Below are 15,963 nucleotides of genomic sequence, written 5' to 3'. Positions count from 1 at the left end.
GGTGAACGCAGACGGCGAACACCATCAGGTCGCGTCGTTCGACGCGGCCGGGCTGCAGCGGCTGGTCGAGGTGCTGATCGAGCGGGGCTACCGCGTGGTCGGCCCGACGTTGCGGGATAACGCGATCGTGCTGGCCGAACTGCAGTCCGCGGACGACCTGCCGCGCGGCTGGGGCGTCGACGTCGGGCCGGGGCATTATCGGGTACGCCGCCGCGACGACGACGCCGCGTTCGGGCACTCGGCCGGGCCGCAGTCGTGGAAACAATTCCTGCATCCCCCGCGGCAGCGGCTGTGGGCCGGCACCCGGGACGGGGCCGGCGAGGCCCTGCCCGACGACCCGGTTCCGGCTTACGCGTTCCTCGGGGTGCGCGGGTGCGACCTGGCCGCGATCGCGACCCTCGGCGGGGTGCTCGGCCGCTCCGAGTACCCGGACAGCTCCTTCGTGGGCCGCCGGCGGCGGGCCTTCGTGGTCGCGGTGAATTGCACCGAGCCCGGCGGGCTGTGCTTCTGCGCGTCGATGGGCACCGGCCCCGCGGCCGGACCGGGCTACGACCTGGCCCTGACGGAGCGCCTCGACGGGGACGCGCCGTCGTACCTCGTCGACGTCGGCAGCGAGGAGGGCGCCGACGTGCTCGCGGCGGTGGCGCACCGGGCGGCCGGCGATGACGAAATCGCTTCCGCGCGCGCCGATGTCGAGGAAGCAGCGCATCACATGGGGCGGCACATGCCGGACACCGACCTGCGCGAGCTGCTGATCGCCTCGCGCGAATCACCGCAGTGGGACGAGGTCGCCAGCCGCTGCCTGACCTGCGGCAACTGCACGATGGTGTGCCCGACCTGCTTTTGCACCACCACCGAGGACGTCAGCGACCTCACCGGCGAGCACGCCGAGCGCTGGCGCCACTGGGCGTCGTGCTTCGAGTTCGACTTCACCTACGTCCACGGCGCCGGAAGCGTGCGCCAGTCCGGCGCCTCGCGCTACCGGCACTGGCTGACCCACAAGCTGAGCACCTGGCACGACCAGTTCGGCACCTCGGGCTGCGTCGGCTGCGGCCGGTGCATCGCCTGGTGCCCCACCGGAATCGACATCACCGCGGAGATGAACAAGATGGCCGGCGATGAGTGAACGGGCCGAACGCGGCGAGCTCGCATCGGCCATGGCGCCGGTGCCGTACCGGGTACGCAGCCGCATTGTGGAGAGCCCCGATTCGGCGACGCTGTGCCTGGAACCCGTCGGCGAATCCCTGCGGCCCCCGCAGCCCGGGGAGTTCATGATGCTCTACGCGTTCGGCGTGGGTGAGGCCGCGATCTCGATCAGCGGCGACCCCACCGTGACCGACGGCTCGATCACCCACACCATCCGCGCGGTCGGGGCGGTGAGCCGCGCGCTGCACGACGCCGAGCCCGGCAGCGTCATCGGCGTCCGCGGTCCCTTCGGCACCACGTGGGGTCTGGAGGAGGCGGCCGGCCGCGACCTGGTCATGGTCGCCGGGGGCGTGGGCCTGTGCCCGTTGCGCCCGGCGGTGCTGGGCGCGCTGGCCGGGCGATCGCGCTACGGCAAGGTGACGCTGATCGTGGGCGCGCGCTCGCGGGCGGATTTCGTGTTCGCCGAACAGCTCGAAAAGTGGGCCGCGGACCCGCAAATCGAACTGCACGTCACGGTCGACGTCCCGGTCCAGGGCTGGCGCGGCGAGGTCGGCCTGGTCACCGAGCCGCTGCGTCGGCTCACGATCGACCCCGACCGCACCACCGCCTTCCTGTGCGGGCCCGAGCCCATGCTGCGATTCGGCGCGGAGGCCCTGCTGGCGAAAGGCCTGGCCGCCCAGGACATTCGGGTCTCGCTGGAACGCAACATGCAATGCGGAATCGGGTGGTGCGGCCACTGCCAGCTGGGACCGCTGCTGTTGTGCCGCGACGGCCCGGTCGTCGGCTACGACGTCGCCGGCCCACTGCTTTCCGTGAAGGAGCTTTAGATGAGCCCGACCACACTGGCCGTGTGGAAGTTCGCGTCCTGCGACGGCTGTCAGCTCACCCTGCTGGACTGCGAGGACGAGCTGCTCACCCTGGCCGACCAGGTGCAGATCGCCACGTTCGCCGAGGCCTCCAGCGCGATGGTCGGCGGACCGTACGACGTGTCGCTGGTCGAGGGTTCGGTCACCACCCACCACGACGAGCAACGCATTCGTGAAATCCGGAAGCAGTCAAAGGTTCTCGTCACCATCGGTGCGTGCGCCACGGCCGGGGGAGTGCAGGCGCTGCGCAACTTCGCCGACGTCGCCGAGTTCGCCTCCGTCGTCTACGCCAAACCGGAGTACGTCGACACGCTGGCCACCTCCACGCCGGCGTCGGCGCACGTCAAGGTCGACTACCAGCTGCCCGGCTGCCCGATCGACCGCGGGCAACTGCTCGACACCCTCGCGGCCCTGCTGATCGGGCGCAAGCCACGGATCCCGGCCAAGACGGTGTGCACCGAGTGCAAGCTCCGCGGCGTCACGTGTGTTGTTGTCTCGGAAGGCATTCCGTGCCTCGGGCCGGTCACCCACGCCGGCTGCGGGGCGCTGTGCCCCCGGCACCACCGCGGCTGCTTCGGCTGTTTCGGGCCGTCGGCGGCGCCCCAGACGGCGACGTTGATCCCGCTGCTGCGCCGCGACGGCATGTCCGGTGGCGACGTCGACCGGGTGTTCTCGACGTTCAACGTCGCGTCGTTCGCCGCCGAGCGGAGCGACCAGTGAACCCGTCCACCCGCACGCTGAGCGTGGGCACGCTGACCCGTGTCGAGGGCGAGGGCGCGCTGCACGTCGCGTTGAAGGACGGGCGGCTGGAAAGCGTCGAGCTGAACATCTATGAGCCGCCGCGGTTCTTCGAGGCGTTCCTGCGCGGCCGCGCCCACACCGAGCCGCCCGACCTGACGGCACGGGTCTGCGGCATCTGCCCGGTCGCCTATCAGGTCAGCGCGTGCAACGCGATCGAAGACGCCTGCGGTGTCGAAGTCGACGAGGAGATCGTCGCGCTGCGTCGCCTGCTGTACTGCGGCGAATGGATCCACAGCCACATCCTGCACGTCTACCTGCTGCACGCACCGGATTTCCTGGGCTACCCCGACATCATCGGGATGGCGCGCGACCACGCGCCGGAAGTCGAACGCGGGCTGTCGCTGAAGAAGGCGGGCAACCAGCTGATGGAGTTCGTCGGCGGGCGCGCGATCCACCCGGTCAACGTGCGACTCGGGGGATTCTATTCGGTGCCAACGCGATCCGACTTCGCGCCGCTCGCCGAGAAGTTGCGCCGCGCCCTGGACGACGCGCTCGCGACCGTCGAGTGGGTGTCGCGCTTCGAGTTCCCCGACCTCGAGCTGGACCACGAGTTCCTGGCGCTCACGGCGCCCGGCCGGTACGCGATCGAGAACGGAACCATCGCGCGCAGTGCCGGGCCGCCGTTTCCGGTGGCCGAGTTCACCGAGCACGTCGTCGAGTCCCAGGTGCCCCACTCCACCGCCCTGCACGCGACGCTCGACGGCGGCCGCCACCTGACCGGGCCCTTGGCCCGGTACTCGCTGAATTCCGCGGCGCTTTCACCCGTCGCGGCGCAGGCCGCCGCGCAGGCCGGCCTGTCGGGCGAATGCCGAAACCCGTTTCGCAGCATCATCGTCCGCGCCGTCGAGGTGGTCTACGCGATCGAAGAGGCCCTGCGCATCATCGACGAATACCAGCGCCCGGCGCGCCCGTTCGTCGACGTCCCGGCGCGCGCCGGCGTCGGCCACGGGGTCAGCGAGGCACCCCGCGGCCTGCTCTACCACGGCTACCGCATCGGCGAGGACGGGCTGATTTCGGCGGCGACCATCGTCCCGCCGACCTCGCAGAACCAGGCGGCCATCGAAGCCGACCTGGCCAACCTGGTTTCCGGAAACCTCGCCCTCGACGACGCCGCGCTGACCGCGTTGTGCGAGCAGCTGATTCGCAGCTACGACCCGTGCATCTCGTGTTCCGCGCACTTCCTGACGCTGACGGTGCAACGGGGATGACCGCACCCGTCGTCGTTGTCGGCCTCGGCAATCGCTATCGCGGCGATGACGGCGTCGGTGTCGCCGCGGCCGCCGAGCTGGACCGGATGGCGCTGCCCGGGGTTCGCGTGGTGACCGACATCGCGGAACCGACGAGCCTGCTCGAGGCGTGGTCGGGCGCCACGCTCGCCGTGGTGATCGACGCCGCGGTCGGCACGCCACCGACGCCGGGCCGCATCCGCCGGTGCGGCCTGGGCGACGTGGCGGCGGGCGACGGATTGAGTTCGCACAGCGTCGACGTGGTTCGCACGCACGCGCTGGGTGAGGCGCTTGGCCGGGTACCCGCCGAACTGGTCCTGCTCACGGTGGAAGTCGCCGACACCGATCACGGGACGGGTTTGACCCCCCAGGTTGCTCGCGCCGTCCCCGAGGTCGTGGGCATGACGGTGGCCGAAATCAACCGGGGGCGAGCAGGAAGGGCCGTTCGGTCGGACGGGCGGGGACTTTTGGCCGCTGACCGACGCCGGCCGCGGCCCTAGCGTTGGTGACACGGCGTTGTCGCCGCAGCGTTGGTTGGTGCGATGGAGAGGTGGTCGTCATGAGCCAGATCGCAGCGATTTGGACGGTTTCCGGGTTGGTGGTGGTGCTGCTGCTGGCGCTCGCGTCGATCAGGGTGGTGCAGCAGTATCAGCGTGGCGTGCACTTTCGGCTCGGCCGGGTTATCGCGGTGCGCGAACCCGGTTTGCGGTTCATCATCCCGATCATCGACCGCCTGTGGCGGATTTCGATGCGCATCGTCACGATGCCGATCCAGTCGCAGGGCATCATCACCCGCGACAACGTCAGTGTCGACATCGCCGCGGTGGCTTACTTCCGCGTCGTCGATGCCCGCAAGGCAGTCGTCGTGATCGAAAACGTCAACGCCGCTATCGACCAGATCGCGCAAACGACCCTGCGGAACGTTGTCGGACAGCATTCCCTCGATGAGGTGCTCGCCCAGACCGAGAAGATCAACGGCAGCATTCGTCAGATCCTGGACACCACGACCGTGGAATGGGGCGTCGAGGTCACATTGGTTGAACTCAAGGACATCCAGCTGCCGGACAGCATGAAGCGCGCGATGGCCCGCGAAGCCGAAGCGGAACGGGAGAAGCGGGCCAAAATCATTGCCGCGGAAGGGGAAGCCCGGGCAGCGGCCGCCCTCGGCGATGCGTCCGACACCATGATGAGGCACCCGCTGGCGTTGCAACTGCGCAACCTGCAGACCCTGCTCGAACTCGGGGTGGAGAAGAACACGACCATCGTCTTCCCCGCCCCGCTGATGACCGCGATCGGAGAACTCACCGCCTTCCTGACCCGTGAGTCGGACGCCTCGAGGTCCACCCGGCAAGCCGTCGAACTGGCCGACGACAAGCTGGTCCATGCCGCGACCCTGCAGTGAACGTGGCGCGAGCACGCCGTGAGAACTAACCAGGGAAGCGGCAGCGGCGTGGCGGCACGCAGTCGCGAACGGGTCCTGGTCAGAGCCGATATTCCGGCGGCCCGCATCGGCAGCGTCGTGATCCTGCTCTGCGCCCTGGGCTGGTTGATACTGCTGGAGGTGCGCGAACACCTGGGCTTCTATCGGGCGGCGCCCGGCAGGTTCGGCTGGTCGGTGGCGTTGCTCGCCTCGGCCGCATTTATCGCGCGCGGCGTGTTTCTTGGCCGGCCGGTCACCGCCGGACATGCGACGATCGCCGCCGCCGCGATAGGCGCCGGAGTGTTTGCTCACTTCCTTTCGTACGGCGTGCTCGGGAACTTCCTCATCGCCGGCAGTGGGCTCGCGCTCGTCGTGCCGACGACGGCGAAGCCGCAACCGGAGCTGCTGGACCGGGTGTGGCCGCTCGTCGACGCCACCCGCGAGGATCCGTTGTCGCCCTTCGCCATGCACTCGAGCAAGAGTTACCACTTCAACGCCGACGACTCCGCGGCGATCGCATACCGCACCCGGCTGGGGTTCGCGGTCGTCAGCGGCGACCCGATCGGCGACGCCACCCAATTCGACGAGCTGGTGGCAGATTTCGTCCGGATATGCCGAAGCCGGGGATGGCAGGTCATCGTGCTGGCCGCCGGGGAGCGGCACGTGAGCCTGTGGCGCAACGAGGTCGTCGGTCAGCGGATGCTCGCGGTGCCGATCGGCCGCGACGTCGTCGTCGACGTCCCCCACTTCACGTTGGCGGGGCGCCGCTTTCGCAACCTGCGCCAGGCGGTGCAGCGCACCCGCAACAGCGGCGTCACCACGCGGATCGTCGACGAGCAACAGCTCGACAGTGCGCTGAGCGCCGAGCTGACCGACGTGCTGTACGCCGCGCATCGCGCGGCGCGCACCGAACGCGGCTTCTGCATGAACCTCGACGGCGCGCTGCAGGGCCGCTATCCGGGTATCAAGCTGGCCATCGCGCGCGATCGGTTCGGGCGGGTGGTGGCGTTTCACCGCTACACGACCGCCGACGCGGGTCTGGAGGTCAGCCTCGACGCGCCGTTTCGCCGCCCCGACGCGCCGAACGGTGTCGACGAGCGGCTCAGCGTGGACATGATCAGCGACGCGAAAGCCGCCGGGGCGCTGCGTCTTTCGCTGGCTTTCGCCGCGTTCCCAGAGATCTTCGACGCAACGGACCCGACGCCGCTGCAACGGGCCGCGTACCGGTTGATCCACCTGCTGGACCCGTTGATCCGCCTCGAGTCGCTGTACCGCTACCTCTACAAGTTCCATTGCGTGGCCGAGCGGCGCTACGTGGTCTTGTGTGCCCACCACATCCCGGCCGCGCTGGCCGTGTTGCTGTCGCTGGAGTTCCTGCCGCGCCCGCGCCGTCACCGGCTGGTGAGATGACTCAGGCGCGGTCGCGGCTGCCCAGCAGCGGCGGGCCGAACCGGAACCGGCGCCCGGTGACCGCGTCGGGAAGCACCCGCACGTAATGCGTCTTCTCGGAGGACAGCCACGGCAGTAGCTGCGCGCGTTCGGCTTCCTGGATCTGTTCGTCGGTGCGCAGCGAGCGCGCCCGGCCTTTGACGATCACGCTCCATCCCTCGGCGACGTTGTGCTCGTCGACCTCGAACAGCACGCGGTTGTTGATCGCGGTGCTGACCAGCTTGGTGCCTTCCGAGGTGCGAAACAGGATGGACTTGTGCTGGACGACGAAGTTGACGGGGAAGATCTCGGGCAGGCCGTCGACGCTGGTGACCAGTCGTCCCAGGGCGACCCCGGACATCAGGTCCCAGCATTCGTGTTCCGGCAGGATCGTCACGCCGTCATCGGTTATGGACATCAGCCACCCTTCTGCGATAGGTCAAAGTCATTCAACCGCTTGGCCGTTCGTGCAAGTGTAGCTAGCGAATCCGCAGCACGTCCTTCGGCGCTCGTCTCGGAGTCGGCGCCGGAACCGCCTCCATCGGCGGCGCTATGCCGGCGCGGATCAGCACCTGCGGCTGGCCGTCGTGGTCCAGCAGGCCGCGCACGACGTCGCGGCTTTCGTCCAGCTCGATCAGGTGGGTCAGCGTGCAGGTCGCCAGGAACGCCATCGTGCATTCCAGCAGCACGGTCGACAACGCTTCGCCGCACCGCAGCACGTCCGCCCTGGTGTCCTCGGGGGTGGACAGCACCAGAATCTTCGACCAGTCCACCGCGACCTCGGGACGCCGATCCTGCTCGGTCCGCGCCGGGAATTCCCGCGCCACGTCCACGCGGCCAATTTCCTTGCCGGACAACAGCGCGCTCGGCGGGACGCCCGCGTTCGCCGCGAACGGCGAAGTCCACCATTCGAGTTCGGCGTGATACGTCGCGTCGTCGCGGCGCAGCGCTTCGGTGAGTTGTGAGGCCTTGGCCAGCGTGGGCCGCTCGTGGTCGCCGAGCACGTCGAGGGTCACCAGGTCCTCGTCGACCGTGCTGCGCAGCACGGGTTCGAAGAGGTCCCAGTACGTGGGCTCGCCCATCGGCAGCCGGTCGGTTCGGCGGTGCAGGATCGCGTTGGCGCGGTCGCGCTGGGCGCGCGTGACGTGCTCGACGGGATGGAATTCGACGGTCGCCAGATGGTCGGGGTCATTGGGATTGGGAAACCGTTCGACGTCCGCGCCCCAACCCGAGGCCAGCATGGCGACCCGAAGGTGATCCAGGGCGGCGCCACAGCTGAGGATCGCTTCCCGGCCGGAGCGGTCCGTGCCCGGCACCGTCCGGTCGCGGTCGACGAACAGTCGCAAAGCCCCGCCCTCGGCGACCCACCGCCACGGCTGGCTGTTGTGCACTGACGGGGCCCTACACGCGAGCTGCACCGCTTTGCTGAGAGTCTGGGTGTCCACGGTCGTTTTCATGGCCGCCAATTCCTTGCCGAAGTTTCGCTTCGCCATCACGGTAGGCTGCAACCCGGCTGGTGGCCAGGGTCATTTGTCCCGGGCGGCGGGGCAGGTCGGGTGCCGAAAGGCCTACGCAGAAGAGTTCTTTTCGACGTAACCGACGACGTCGGCCAGCGTGCGAAGCGATCCGTAGTCCGATTCGGGGATGTCCACGTGCAGCTGCCGGTGGATGCCGCGCAGAAAGCTCAGCCAGTCCATTGAATCGAGGTCGACCTGATCGCGCAGCAGGACGTCGTCGCTGATGTCGTCCGGCTCGACCTCGGGGGCGATGCTGGTCAGCACGGAAAGGACTGCCGCCCGGGTGTCTTCGTTCGTTGTCGTCATTTGCACTCACTTCTCCAAGAGGTCGGGCTGCTGGAGCAGCTCGTTGATCGCGGTGAGGAACAGGGCACCCCGGTGGCCGTCGCTCGCGCGATGGTCGGCGGCGAGCGTCGCCTGGACGGTGCTCACGACCCGGATTCCGCCGTCGATGACGCAGACCCGCTGGGCCGGCTGACCGAAACCGACGATCGCCAGCTGGGGTGGGTAGATGACGCCGAAGACCGTGTCGACGCCCTTGTCGCCGAGGTTGGTGACGGTAATCGTCGGGTCCGACATTTCCGAGCTTCGCAGCGAGAAGGAGCGCGCCCGCGCCACGAGATCGGTGAGGTCTTCCATCAACTCGTCGAGCTTCTTCTCCGGGACGTCATGGATGGCCGGCGCGACCAGGCCGCCGCCGCGCAGCGAGATCCCGACGCCGACATGGACCCCGTTCGCGGGCTCGAACCCGTCGTCCCGCCAAAATCCGTTGAACTCGCCGAATCGCTGCGCGGCGAGGCCGACGGCCTTCAACAGCAGGACGGCCGGCAACACGCGTTCGTCGATCGATCGTTGCGCGTTTCGGGTGGTCAGCCACGTCAGCGACTTCTCCAGCACGATCTCGTCGGCGAGGTAGTAGTGCGGGATCTCCCGCTTCGACCGGCTCATCGCGGCGGCGATCGACTTTCGCATCGCGGCCGCGCGGTCGGCCGCCGTGCTCTTGCTCGGCGCGCCGCCTTTCGGTTCTTTCGCTTTCTGGACCGCGGCGGCGTGCTGGATTGTGGCGGCGGCGTGCTCGACGTCGCTGATGATGACGGCGCCCTGCGGACCGGTGCCGTCGAGCGCGTCGATGTCGACGTGCAGGCTCGTCGCGAGGCGACGAGCCGCCGGGGATACCCACCGACGATGCTGTGGGGCGGCGGGGACGGCGACGGGCGTCTTGGCCGGTGCCGCCGCCGGTTTCTCGTCGCTCACCGGGGCCCGCTGTTTCTTTCGCTTTTCGGCGCGCTCGCCCTCGGCCAGCAGAGTCGCCAAAGTGGTTCCCACTTGGACGGTTTCACCGACCGGTACGAGCAGCTCGCCGACGGTGCCCTCCTGCCAGCATTCGATTTCCACCGCCGCCTTGGTGGTTTCGACGACCGCCACGATCTGGCCGCGCGTCACCTTGTCGCCGGGCTTCACCAGCCACTCGTTGAGCGTGCCCTCATCCATGTCGGCGCCCAGAGCGGGCATCTTGAACTCGATCATTGCTGCGGCTCGCCGAACAGGTTCTGGACCGCGGCCACGATCTGGGCGGTTTGCGGCAGCGCCGCCTGCTCCAGGTGCTTCGCGTACGGCATCGGGACCTCGGCGCTGCACACCCGCGCGATGGGGGCGTCGAGGTCATAGAACGCGCCCTCCACCACCCGCGCGGTGATCTCGGCGGCCAGGCTGCCGCTGCGCCACGCCTCGTCGATGACGACCAGCCGATGCGTCTTGCGCACCGATTCCAGGATGGTGTCCTCGTCGAGCGGTCGCAGGACCCGCAGATCGATTACCTCGCAATCGATTCCGGCCAGCGACAGCTCATTTGCCGCGTCGAGCGCCTTCCACAGCGAGCCGCCGTAGGCCACCACGGTGGCATCGGTGCCGCCGCGCCGGATGGCCGCCCCGGAGATGTCGGTGGGGCCGAGGGCCTCGATGTCCGACGAGGTGTTGTAGAGCTGGACGTGCTCGAAGATCACCACCGGGTCCGGGTCGGCCAGTGCCGGGCCCAGCATGCCGTAGGCATCCTCGACGGTCGCCGGCGCCAGCACCTTGATGCCGGGGATGTGCGCATACCACGGCTCCAGGCTGTGCGAGTGCTGCGCGGCGAGCTGGCGTCCGGCGCCCGTGGCCATGCGCACGACCAGCGGGACCGAGAACTGCCCGCCCGACATATGGCGAAGGGCCGCAGCGGTATTGACGATCTGATCGAGCGCCAGCAGGCTGAAGTTCACGGTCATGACTTCGACGATCGGGCGCAATCCGTTGAGGGCGGCCCCGATGCCGATGCCGACGAATCCGAGTTCCGACAGCGGCGTGTCACGCACCCGCTCCGGTCCGAATTCGTCCAGCAGACCCTTGGACGCCGCGTATGTCCCGCCGTACCGGCCGACGTCCTCGCCCATCAGCACCACGCGCGGGTCGTCGCGCAGCGCGTCGCGAATCGCGTCGTGAACGGCGGCCCGGTAGGTCGTCTTCGCCGTCTTCATCGTGCCTCCTCCGCAGTGGGTGTGAGCACGTCGCGTTCGAGATCCGCCACGTCCTCCCACGTACCCGCCTCGGCGAACGCCACCGCGGCCTCGATCTCGGCGACGGCCGAATCCTCGATTTCCCGAACGTCGTCGGCGGACAGTGTGCCGTCGCCCAGGCATCGGTCGGTGAACGACCGGATCGGGTCGCGCTGGCGCCAGCGTTCGACCTCGCCCTTGTCCCGGTAGAGCTCCGGGTCGAACATCGAATGCGCCCGGAACCGGTAGGTGCGGAACTCGATGAAGAACGGGCCGCCGGTGTCGCGGACGTGGTCGACGCCCTGCTGCGCGGCGACATGGCACGCCTCGACGTCCATTCCGTCGACGGCCACGGTGGGGACGCGGTACGACGCCGCCTTGACGGTGAGGTCGGTCTGCGACTGCGCCCGGTCCAGCGCGGTGCCCATCGCGTAAAGGTTGTTCTCGCAACAGAACAGCACCGGCAGGTGCCACAGCGCGGCCATGTTCAACGACTCGTGAAACGCGCCCTCGGCCACCGCGCCGTCACCGAAGTAGCAGGCCGTCACCCGCTTCTGCTGCAGCATTGAGTCGGCCAGGGCGATGCCCACCGCGAGCGGCAGGCCGCCGGCGACGATCGCGTTGCCGCCGTAGAACCGCTTGGCCGCGTCGAACAGGTGCATCGACCCGCCGCGGCCACGCGAGCAGCCCTCCCGCTTGCCGAACATCTCGGCCATGATCGAGGTCATCGGGATCCCGCGCAGCAGCGCGTGTGCGTGCTCGCGGTACGTCGCGACCACCGCGTCATCGTCGGCCAACGCGCGCAGCGACCCGGCGGCGACGGCCTCCTCGCCGACGTAGAGATGCAGGAACCCGCGAATCTTGGCCGCGCTGTACAGCTCCGCGCATTTTTCCTCCATGCGGCGCACCCGAACCATGTCCGACAACAGTTCATGGGCCAGCTTCACACCGTCCATCGGGCGCCGCTCCTCCTCATCGCTTCGCTCTGCATCGTCACTGGCGCGCGTCATGACGGCACCCCCTCGGCGTGGTGGTCGGGTTGTCTTTCGATGGTGGAGGTGTCGCCCTCGGGCAGCCCGAGTTCGCGGGCCTTCAGCAGCCGGCGCATGATCTTGCCGCTGCTGGTGTGCGGCAACGCGTCGACGAACTCGAGCTCCTTGGGCGCCACGGTGGCCCCCAGCCGCTTGCGCGCGTGGCCGATCAATTCCAGGCGCAGGTCCTCGTCGCCGACCACGCCGTTCTTAAGCGTGACAAAGGCTTTCACCATTTCGCCGACCGTCGGGTCGGGGATGCCGATGACCGCCGCCTCGGCAACCGCCGGGTGGTCGGTGAGCGCGCTTTCGACCTCGAACGGGCCGATCAGATGCCCCGCGGACTTGATCACGTCGTCCTTGCGCCCGACGAACCAGAAGTAGCCGTCGGCGTCTTTTTTCGCGAGATCCCCGCTCAGGTAGAGGCCGTCGACGAAGGCGTTGCGGTAGCGCTCCTCCGCGTTGAGATAGCCGCGGAACATCGACGGCCAGCCCGGCTTGAGCGCGAGCTCGCCCTCGACGTCGGGTTCGTCGAGGACCGTGGTCGATCCGTCGTCGTTGTGGCGCACGATGAACGCGTCCACGCCGGGCAGCGGCCGCCCCATGGAGCCGGGCTTGATGTCGAACGCCGGCGTGTTGGCGATCATGATGCCGCCCGTCTCGGTCTGCCACCAGTTGTCGTGAATCGGCAAGCCCAGCACCCGCTTTCCCCACCAGACGGCTTCGGGGTTGAGCGGCTCGCCCACGCTGGCGATGAAACGCAGGCGCGGAAAGCGATACTGCGCGGGCAGCTCCGGACCCGCTTTGATCAGCATCCGGATCGCGGTCGGCGCCGTGTACCACACCGACACGCCCTGGTCCTGCAGGATCTGATACCACCGCTGGGCGTCGAATTCGGCCTCGTCGACGATCGAGGTGACCCCGTGCAGCAGCGGGCTGATGATGCCGTAGGACGTTCCCGTCACCCAGCCGGGATCCGCTGTGCACCAATAGGTGTCGTCGGGATGCAGGTCGAGCGCGTACAGGCCGGTGACATAGTGCATCGCCACGGCGCCGTGCACGTGGACGGCGCCCTTCGGGGTCCCGGTGGTGCCGCTGGTGAAGTGCAGCAGCGAGGGGTCTTCGGCGGTGGTCGGCGCGATCGGCGCGTTCTCGTCGGCGGCGTCCACCCAGTTCCAGAAGTTGAGCGTTCCGGGTGGGGGATCGGCGGTCTCGTCCTGGTCGACGACGAAGATGTGCCGCACCGACGGCAGCCGATCGCGGATCTTGGCGATCTTGCGCCGGTAGAGCGTCGCGGTGGTGACCAGGACGTCGGCCTGCCCGATGTTCACCCGGGTCGCGATCGGCTCGGGCCCGAAAGCCGAGAACAACGGCGAAACGACGCTGCCGTTGCGCAGCGCGCCCAACATCGCGATGTACAGCTCGGGCGAGCGGTTCATCATCGTGAAAACGCGGTCGCCCTTGCCGATGCGGAGCGAGCGCAGCGCGCTGGTGAATCGTTTGGTGAACCGGCCGAGGTCCGCGTAGCTGAGGTCGCGGGTGGTGATCGCGCCGTCACAGCCCCCGTCGGTGGCGAATCGCAACGCCGTGCGCGTCGCGGTCGGGCCCTCGGCGTGACGGTCCACGGCGGCGTAGGCGATGTTGCACCGGCCGGGCCCCATGCCCTCGCACAAGGGCGGCACGTCGGACCAGTGGAACCGCGCGCGCGCCCGTTCGTATTCGGTGAGGTTGGGGCGGACGGTGCAGTCCTCGAGGGTTTTGTGGATGACATCCATAAGGGATCCTTGCGGTATGGCCTGCGCTGTCGCCTGGGCATGTTCATCGTTTGCCCGGCCCGCGATGCCGCAATAGAGACAAAAGTCATCAACTCACGACCCGGGGACCAAGGACCCTGGCGGCCAAAGGCGCGCATGCCCGAGGGTCGACGTGGGACAGGAAGTGAGAGTGCGCAATGACCCAGACGATGGTGGATATCGGTGTGATCACCAGTGCGGTGGAGCTGGCGTGCCGGGCTCCCTCGCTGCACAACATTCAGCCGTGGCGATGGGTGGCGGGCAGCGCGAGCGTCGATCTGTTCGTCGACCCGCACCGGACGGTCACCGCGACCGACAGGTCGGGTCGCGAGGCGATCATCAGCTGCGGCGCGGCGCTCGATCACTTTCGCGTCGCGATGGCCGCGGCCGGTTGGGAAACCAACGTCGATCAGTTCCCCAACCCAAACAACCTCGACCACCTCGCCTCGGCCGACTTCACTTCCCTGGACTGTGTGACGCAGGCGAGGCGCGATCGCGCCGACGCGATACCGCGTCGCCGGACCAACCGGCTGCCGTTTCGCGCGCCGAGTCGCTGGCCGTCGCTGGAAGCGGTGTTGCGCAGCTCGTTCGACAACGAGTTGGTGACCCTCGACGTGCTGACCGACGATGCGCGCCCGCGGTTGGCCGAGGCGTCGCGGCTCACCGATGCGCTGCGCCGCTACGACGATTCCTATCAGAATGAATTGCTTTGGTGGACATCGCCGTTGCGGGAGGCCGAGGGCATCCCCGACAGCGCGCTCACCTCGGAATCGGACGCCCGCCGTGTCGACGTCAACCGCCGGTTCCCCATCGACCCGGCCGACGAGCACAGTTCCGCCGGCACCTACGACCAGGCGAAGATCCTGGTGTTGTCCACACCCCGGGACGCGCGGGTCGATGCGCTCAATTGCGGCGAGGCGCTTTCGGCGATCCTGCTGGAGTGCACGATGGCCGGCCTGGCCACCTGCCCGGTAACGCATCTCACGGAGCTGCAATCCAGTCGCGACGTCATTTCCGATCTCACGGCCGATCCCGCCGCGGTACCCCAGGTTTTGATCCGGGTCGGCATCGAACCCGAGGGCGGGCTGACGCCCGGCCCGACGCCGCGGCGGCCCATGAGCGACGTGTTGGAGATCCGGCGATGAAGGCCGAAGTCGGGGACTGGCTGGTGATCAAGGGCGGCACGGTCGGGCGTCGGGACCTGCGTGGGCTGATCACCGCGGTGCCCTCGAAGGACGGCGAGCCGCCGTTCCTGGTTCGGTGGCTGGACACCGGCGAACGGGCGACCGTGTTCCCGGGCCCGGACGCGATCGTCGTCACGGCGGCCGAGCAGCGGGCCGCCGACGAGAGAGCGCGGTCGCGGTTCGCCGCGATGCAGGCGGCCATAGCGGGCCAGGCTAAGGGCCACTGAAATGTCCCTTCTGCCAGGCGGTCCGCCGCTGCTGACCGACGGTGACGTCGATACGCTCGCTTGGCAGTTCCTGCGTTCGCCGTACGCGGACGACAGCTACGCCGACTGGCCGCTGGACCGACGCCTCGACGGCTTCCTTCGTCGTGAGGGGCTGGCCCGCCTCGTCGAGGACGGCGACACGTACGACCTGATTCTCGATCGCGTGATGGCCTACATCGCCGCCCGGGCCCGGCTTTCCGACTGACGGGGACGGAGCCGACGAACGGCCCGCGACGCCGGGACTTCCGTCCCTACCGGCGGTCGCGCCGGACTGGTCGGATGGACTCGTAACTGCCACAAATGTCGAGTTCTAGGAGACATCATGAGCACCCTTTCTGTTAGGCGTCAGCCAAGGTCGCTCTTCCCTGAGTTCTCTGAGCTGTTCGCCGGCTTCCCCCCGTTGGCCGGACTCCGCCCCGTCTACGAGGCCCGCGTGATGCGGCTCGAAGACGAGATGAAGGACGGCCGCTACGTGGTGCGCGCCGAGATGCCGGGGGTGGATCCGGCCAAGGACGTCGAGATCACGGTGCGCGACGGACAGCTCACCATCAAGGCCGAGCGCAGCGAGAAGAAGGACTTCGACGGCCGCTCGGAATTCTCCTACGGCTCGTTCACCCGCACCGTGTCCCTGCCGGCCGGCGCAGACGAAGACAGCATCGAGGCCACCTACGACAAGGGCATCCTGACTGTCTCCGTGGGCATTTCGGAGCCGAAGCCGACCGAGCGGCGCGTCCAGGTACGAACGGCCGACTGA

General features: G+C 68.6%; 18 protein-coding genes. 11 read left to right on the top strand and 7 right to left on the bottom strand.

Annotation, left to right across the window (positions count from 1 at the left end; translation table 11 throughout):
• Position 1: 1 nt before the first annotated feature.
• From AC5Y5E_RS02100 to AC5Y5E_RS02070, 7 genes are read left to right on the top strand one after another with little or no spacing between them, the layout of a single operon-like run.
• A complete protein-coding gene (locus tag AC5Y5E_RS02100; RefSeq protein ID WP_499901328.1) occupies positions 2-1,126 on the top strand; it encodes a 4Fe-4S dicluster domain-containing protein in 1,125 nt (374 codons plus the stop codon).
• Positions 1,119-1,973, top strand: coding sequence for an FAD/NAD(P)-binding protein (locus tag AC5Y5E_RS02095; RefSeq protein ID WP_499901327.1), 855 nt, complete (start codon positions 1,119-1,121; stop codon positions 1,971-1,973). Before AC5Y5E_RS02100 ends, AC5Y5E_RS02095 begins: the two co-directional genes overlap by 8 nt.
• Complete coding sequence (locus tag AC5Y5E_RS02090; protein WP_499901326.1) at positions 1,974-2,732, top strand: NADH-quinone oxidoreductase subunit B family protein; 759 nt, start codon at positions 1,974-1,976, stop codon at positions 2,730-2,732. It begins immediately after the preceding gene.
• The gene (locus AC5Y5E_RS02085; protein WP_499901325.1) at positions 2,729-4,021 is read left to right on the top strand and encodes a Ni/Fe hydrogenase subunit alpha; all 1,293 of its coding nucleotides are present in this window, start codon (positions 2,729-2,731) and stop codon (positions 4,019-4,021) included. Before AC5Y5E_RS02090 ends, AC5Y5E_RS02085 begins: the two co-directional genes overlap by 4 nt.
• Positions 4,018-4,539 carry a hydrogenase maturation protease gene (locus AC5Y5E_RS02080; protein ID WP_499901324.1) on the top strand — a complete coding sequence of 174 codons (522 nt, stop codon included), beginning with the start codon at positions 4,018-4,020 and terminating at the stop codon, positions 4,537-4,539. Before AC5Y5E_RS02085 ends, AC5Y5E_RS02080 begins: the two co-directional genes overlap by 4 nt.
• A gap of 59 nt (positions 4,540-4,598) precedes the next feature.
• On the top strand, positions 4,599-5,441 hold the full coding sequence (locus AC5Y5E_RS02075) for a slipin family protein (protein ID WP_499901323.1): 843 nt from the start codon (positions 4,599-4,601) through the stop codon (positions 5,439-5,441).
• A 48-nt stretch (positions 5,442-5,489) separates the two neighbouring features.
• Entirely contained in the window at positions 5,490-6,869 is a 1,380-nt protein-coding gene (locus tag AC5Y5E_RS02070) for a bifunctional lysylphosphatidylglycerol flippase/synthetase MprF (RefSeq protein ID WP_499901322.1), read from the top strand.
• Between the two features lies 1 nt (position 6,870).
• Here the strand turns inward: AC5Y5E_RS02070 and AC5Y5E_RS02065 are convergent, their stop codons facing one another.
• From AC5Y5E_RS02065 to acsA, 7 genes are all read right to left on the bottom strand, one after another.
• A complete protein-coding gene (locus AC5Y5E_RS02065) occupies positions 6,871-7,305 on the bottom strand; it encodes a pyridoxamine 5'-phosphate oxidase family protein (RefSeq protein ID WP_499901321.1) in 435 nt (144 codons plus the stop codon).
• A gap of 61 nt (positions 7,306-7,366) precedes the next feature.
• On the bottom strand, positions 7,367-8,344 hold the full coding sequence (locus AC5Y5E_RS02060; protein ID WP_499901850.1) for an Acg family FMN-binding oxidoreductase: 978 nt from the start codon (positions 8,342-8,344) through the stop codon (positions 7,367-7,369).
• Positions 8,345-8,455: 111 nt separating this feature from the next.
• Positions 8,456-8,710: an acyl carrier protein gene (locus AC5Y5E_RS02055; RefSeq protein ID WP_499901320.1), complete on the bottom strand. Its 255-nt coding sequence runs from the start codon at positions 8,708-8,710 to the stop codon at positions 8,456-8,458.
• 6 nt (positions 8,711-8,716) lie between these two features.
• Complete coding sequence (locus tag AC5Y5E_RS02050; protein WP_499901319.1) at positions 8,717-9,931, bottom strand: dihydrolipoamide acetyltransferase family protein; 1,215 nt, start codon at positions 9,929-9,931, stop codon at positions 8,717-8,719.
• Entirely contained in the window at positions 9,928-10,917 is a 990-nt protein-coding gene (locus AC5Y5E_RS02045; RefSeq protein WP_499901318.1) for an alpha-ketoacid dehydrogenase subunit beta, read from the bottom strand. The genes AC5Y5E_RS02050 and AC5Y5E_RS02045 overlap by 4 nt, the downstream gene beginning before the upstream one ends.
• A complete protein-coding gene (gene pdhA / locus AC5Y5E_RS02040; protein WP_499901317.1) occupies positions 10,914-11,891 on the bottom strand; it encodes a pyruvate dehydrogenase (acetyl-transferring) E1 component subunit alpha in 978 nt (325 codons plus the stop codon). The genes AC5Y5E_RS02045 and pdhA overlap by 4 nt, the downstream gene beginning before the upstream one ends.
• Positions 11,892-11,941: 50 nt before the next feature.
• Positions 11,942-13,741 (bottom strand): acetate--CoA ligase, encoded by a 1,800-nt coding sequence (gene acsA, locus AC5Y5E_RS02035; protein WP_499901316.1) that lies wholly within the window; start codon positions 13,739-13,741, stop codon positions 11,942-11,944.
• 176 nt (positions 13,742-13,917) lie between these two features.
• Between acsA and AC5Y5E_RS02030 the strand changes: the two genes are divergently transcribed.
• The 4 genes from AC5Y5E_RS02030 to AC5Y5E_RS02015 all read left to right on the top strand — a co-directional run bounded on the left by AC5Y5E_RS02030 (position 13,918) and on the right by AC5Y5E_RS02015 (position 15,963).
• On the top strand, positions 13,918-14,904 hold the full coding sequence (locus tag AC5Y5E_RS02030; RefSeq protein ID WP_499901315.1) for an Acg family FMN-binding oxidoreductase: 987 nt from the start codon (positions 13,918-13,920) through the stop codon (positions 14,902-14,904).
• Positions 14,901-15,170: a DUF1918 domain-containing protein gene (locus AC5Y5E_RS02025; RefSeq protein ID WP_499901314.1), complete on the top strand. Its 270-nt coding sequence runs from the start codon at positions 14,901-14,903 to the stop codon at positions 15,168-15,170. The genes AC5Y5E_RS02030 and AC5Y5E_RS02025 overlap by 4 nt, the downstream gene beginning before the upstream one ends.
• 1 nt (position 15,171) lies before the next feature.
• Positions 15,172-15,414, top strand: coding sequence for a hypothetical protein (locus tag AC5Y5E_RS02020; protein WP_499901313.1), 243 nt, complete (start codon positions 15,172-15,174; stop codon positions 15,412-15,414).
• Positions 15,415-15,528: 114 nt separating this feature from the next.
• Positions 15,529-15,963 carry an Hsp20/alpha crystallin family protein gene (locus AC5Y5E_RS02015; RefSeq protein WP_499901849.1) on the top strand — a complete coding sequence of 145 codons (435 nt, stop codon included), beginning with the start codon at positions 15,529-15,531 and terminating at the stop codon, positions 15,961-15,963.

This window comes from Mycobacterium sp. NGS54, assembly GCF_059812465.1.
Note: the sequence above shows the minus strand (reverse complement) of the source record. Positions and strands in the feature narration are given on the sequence as shown.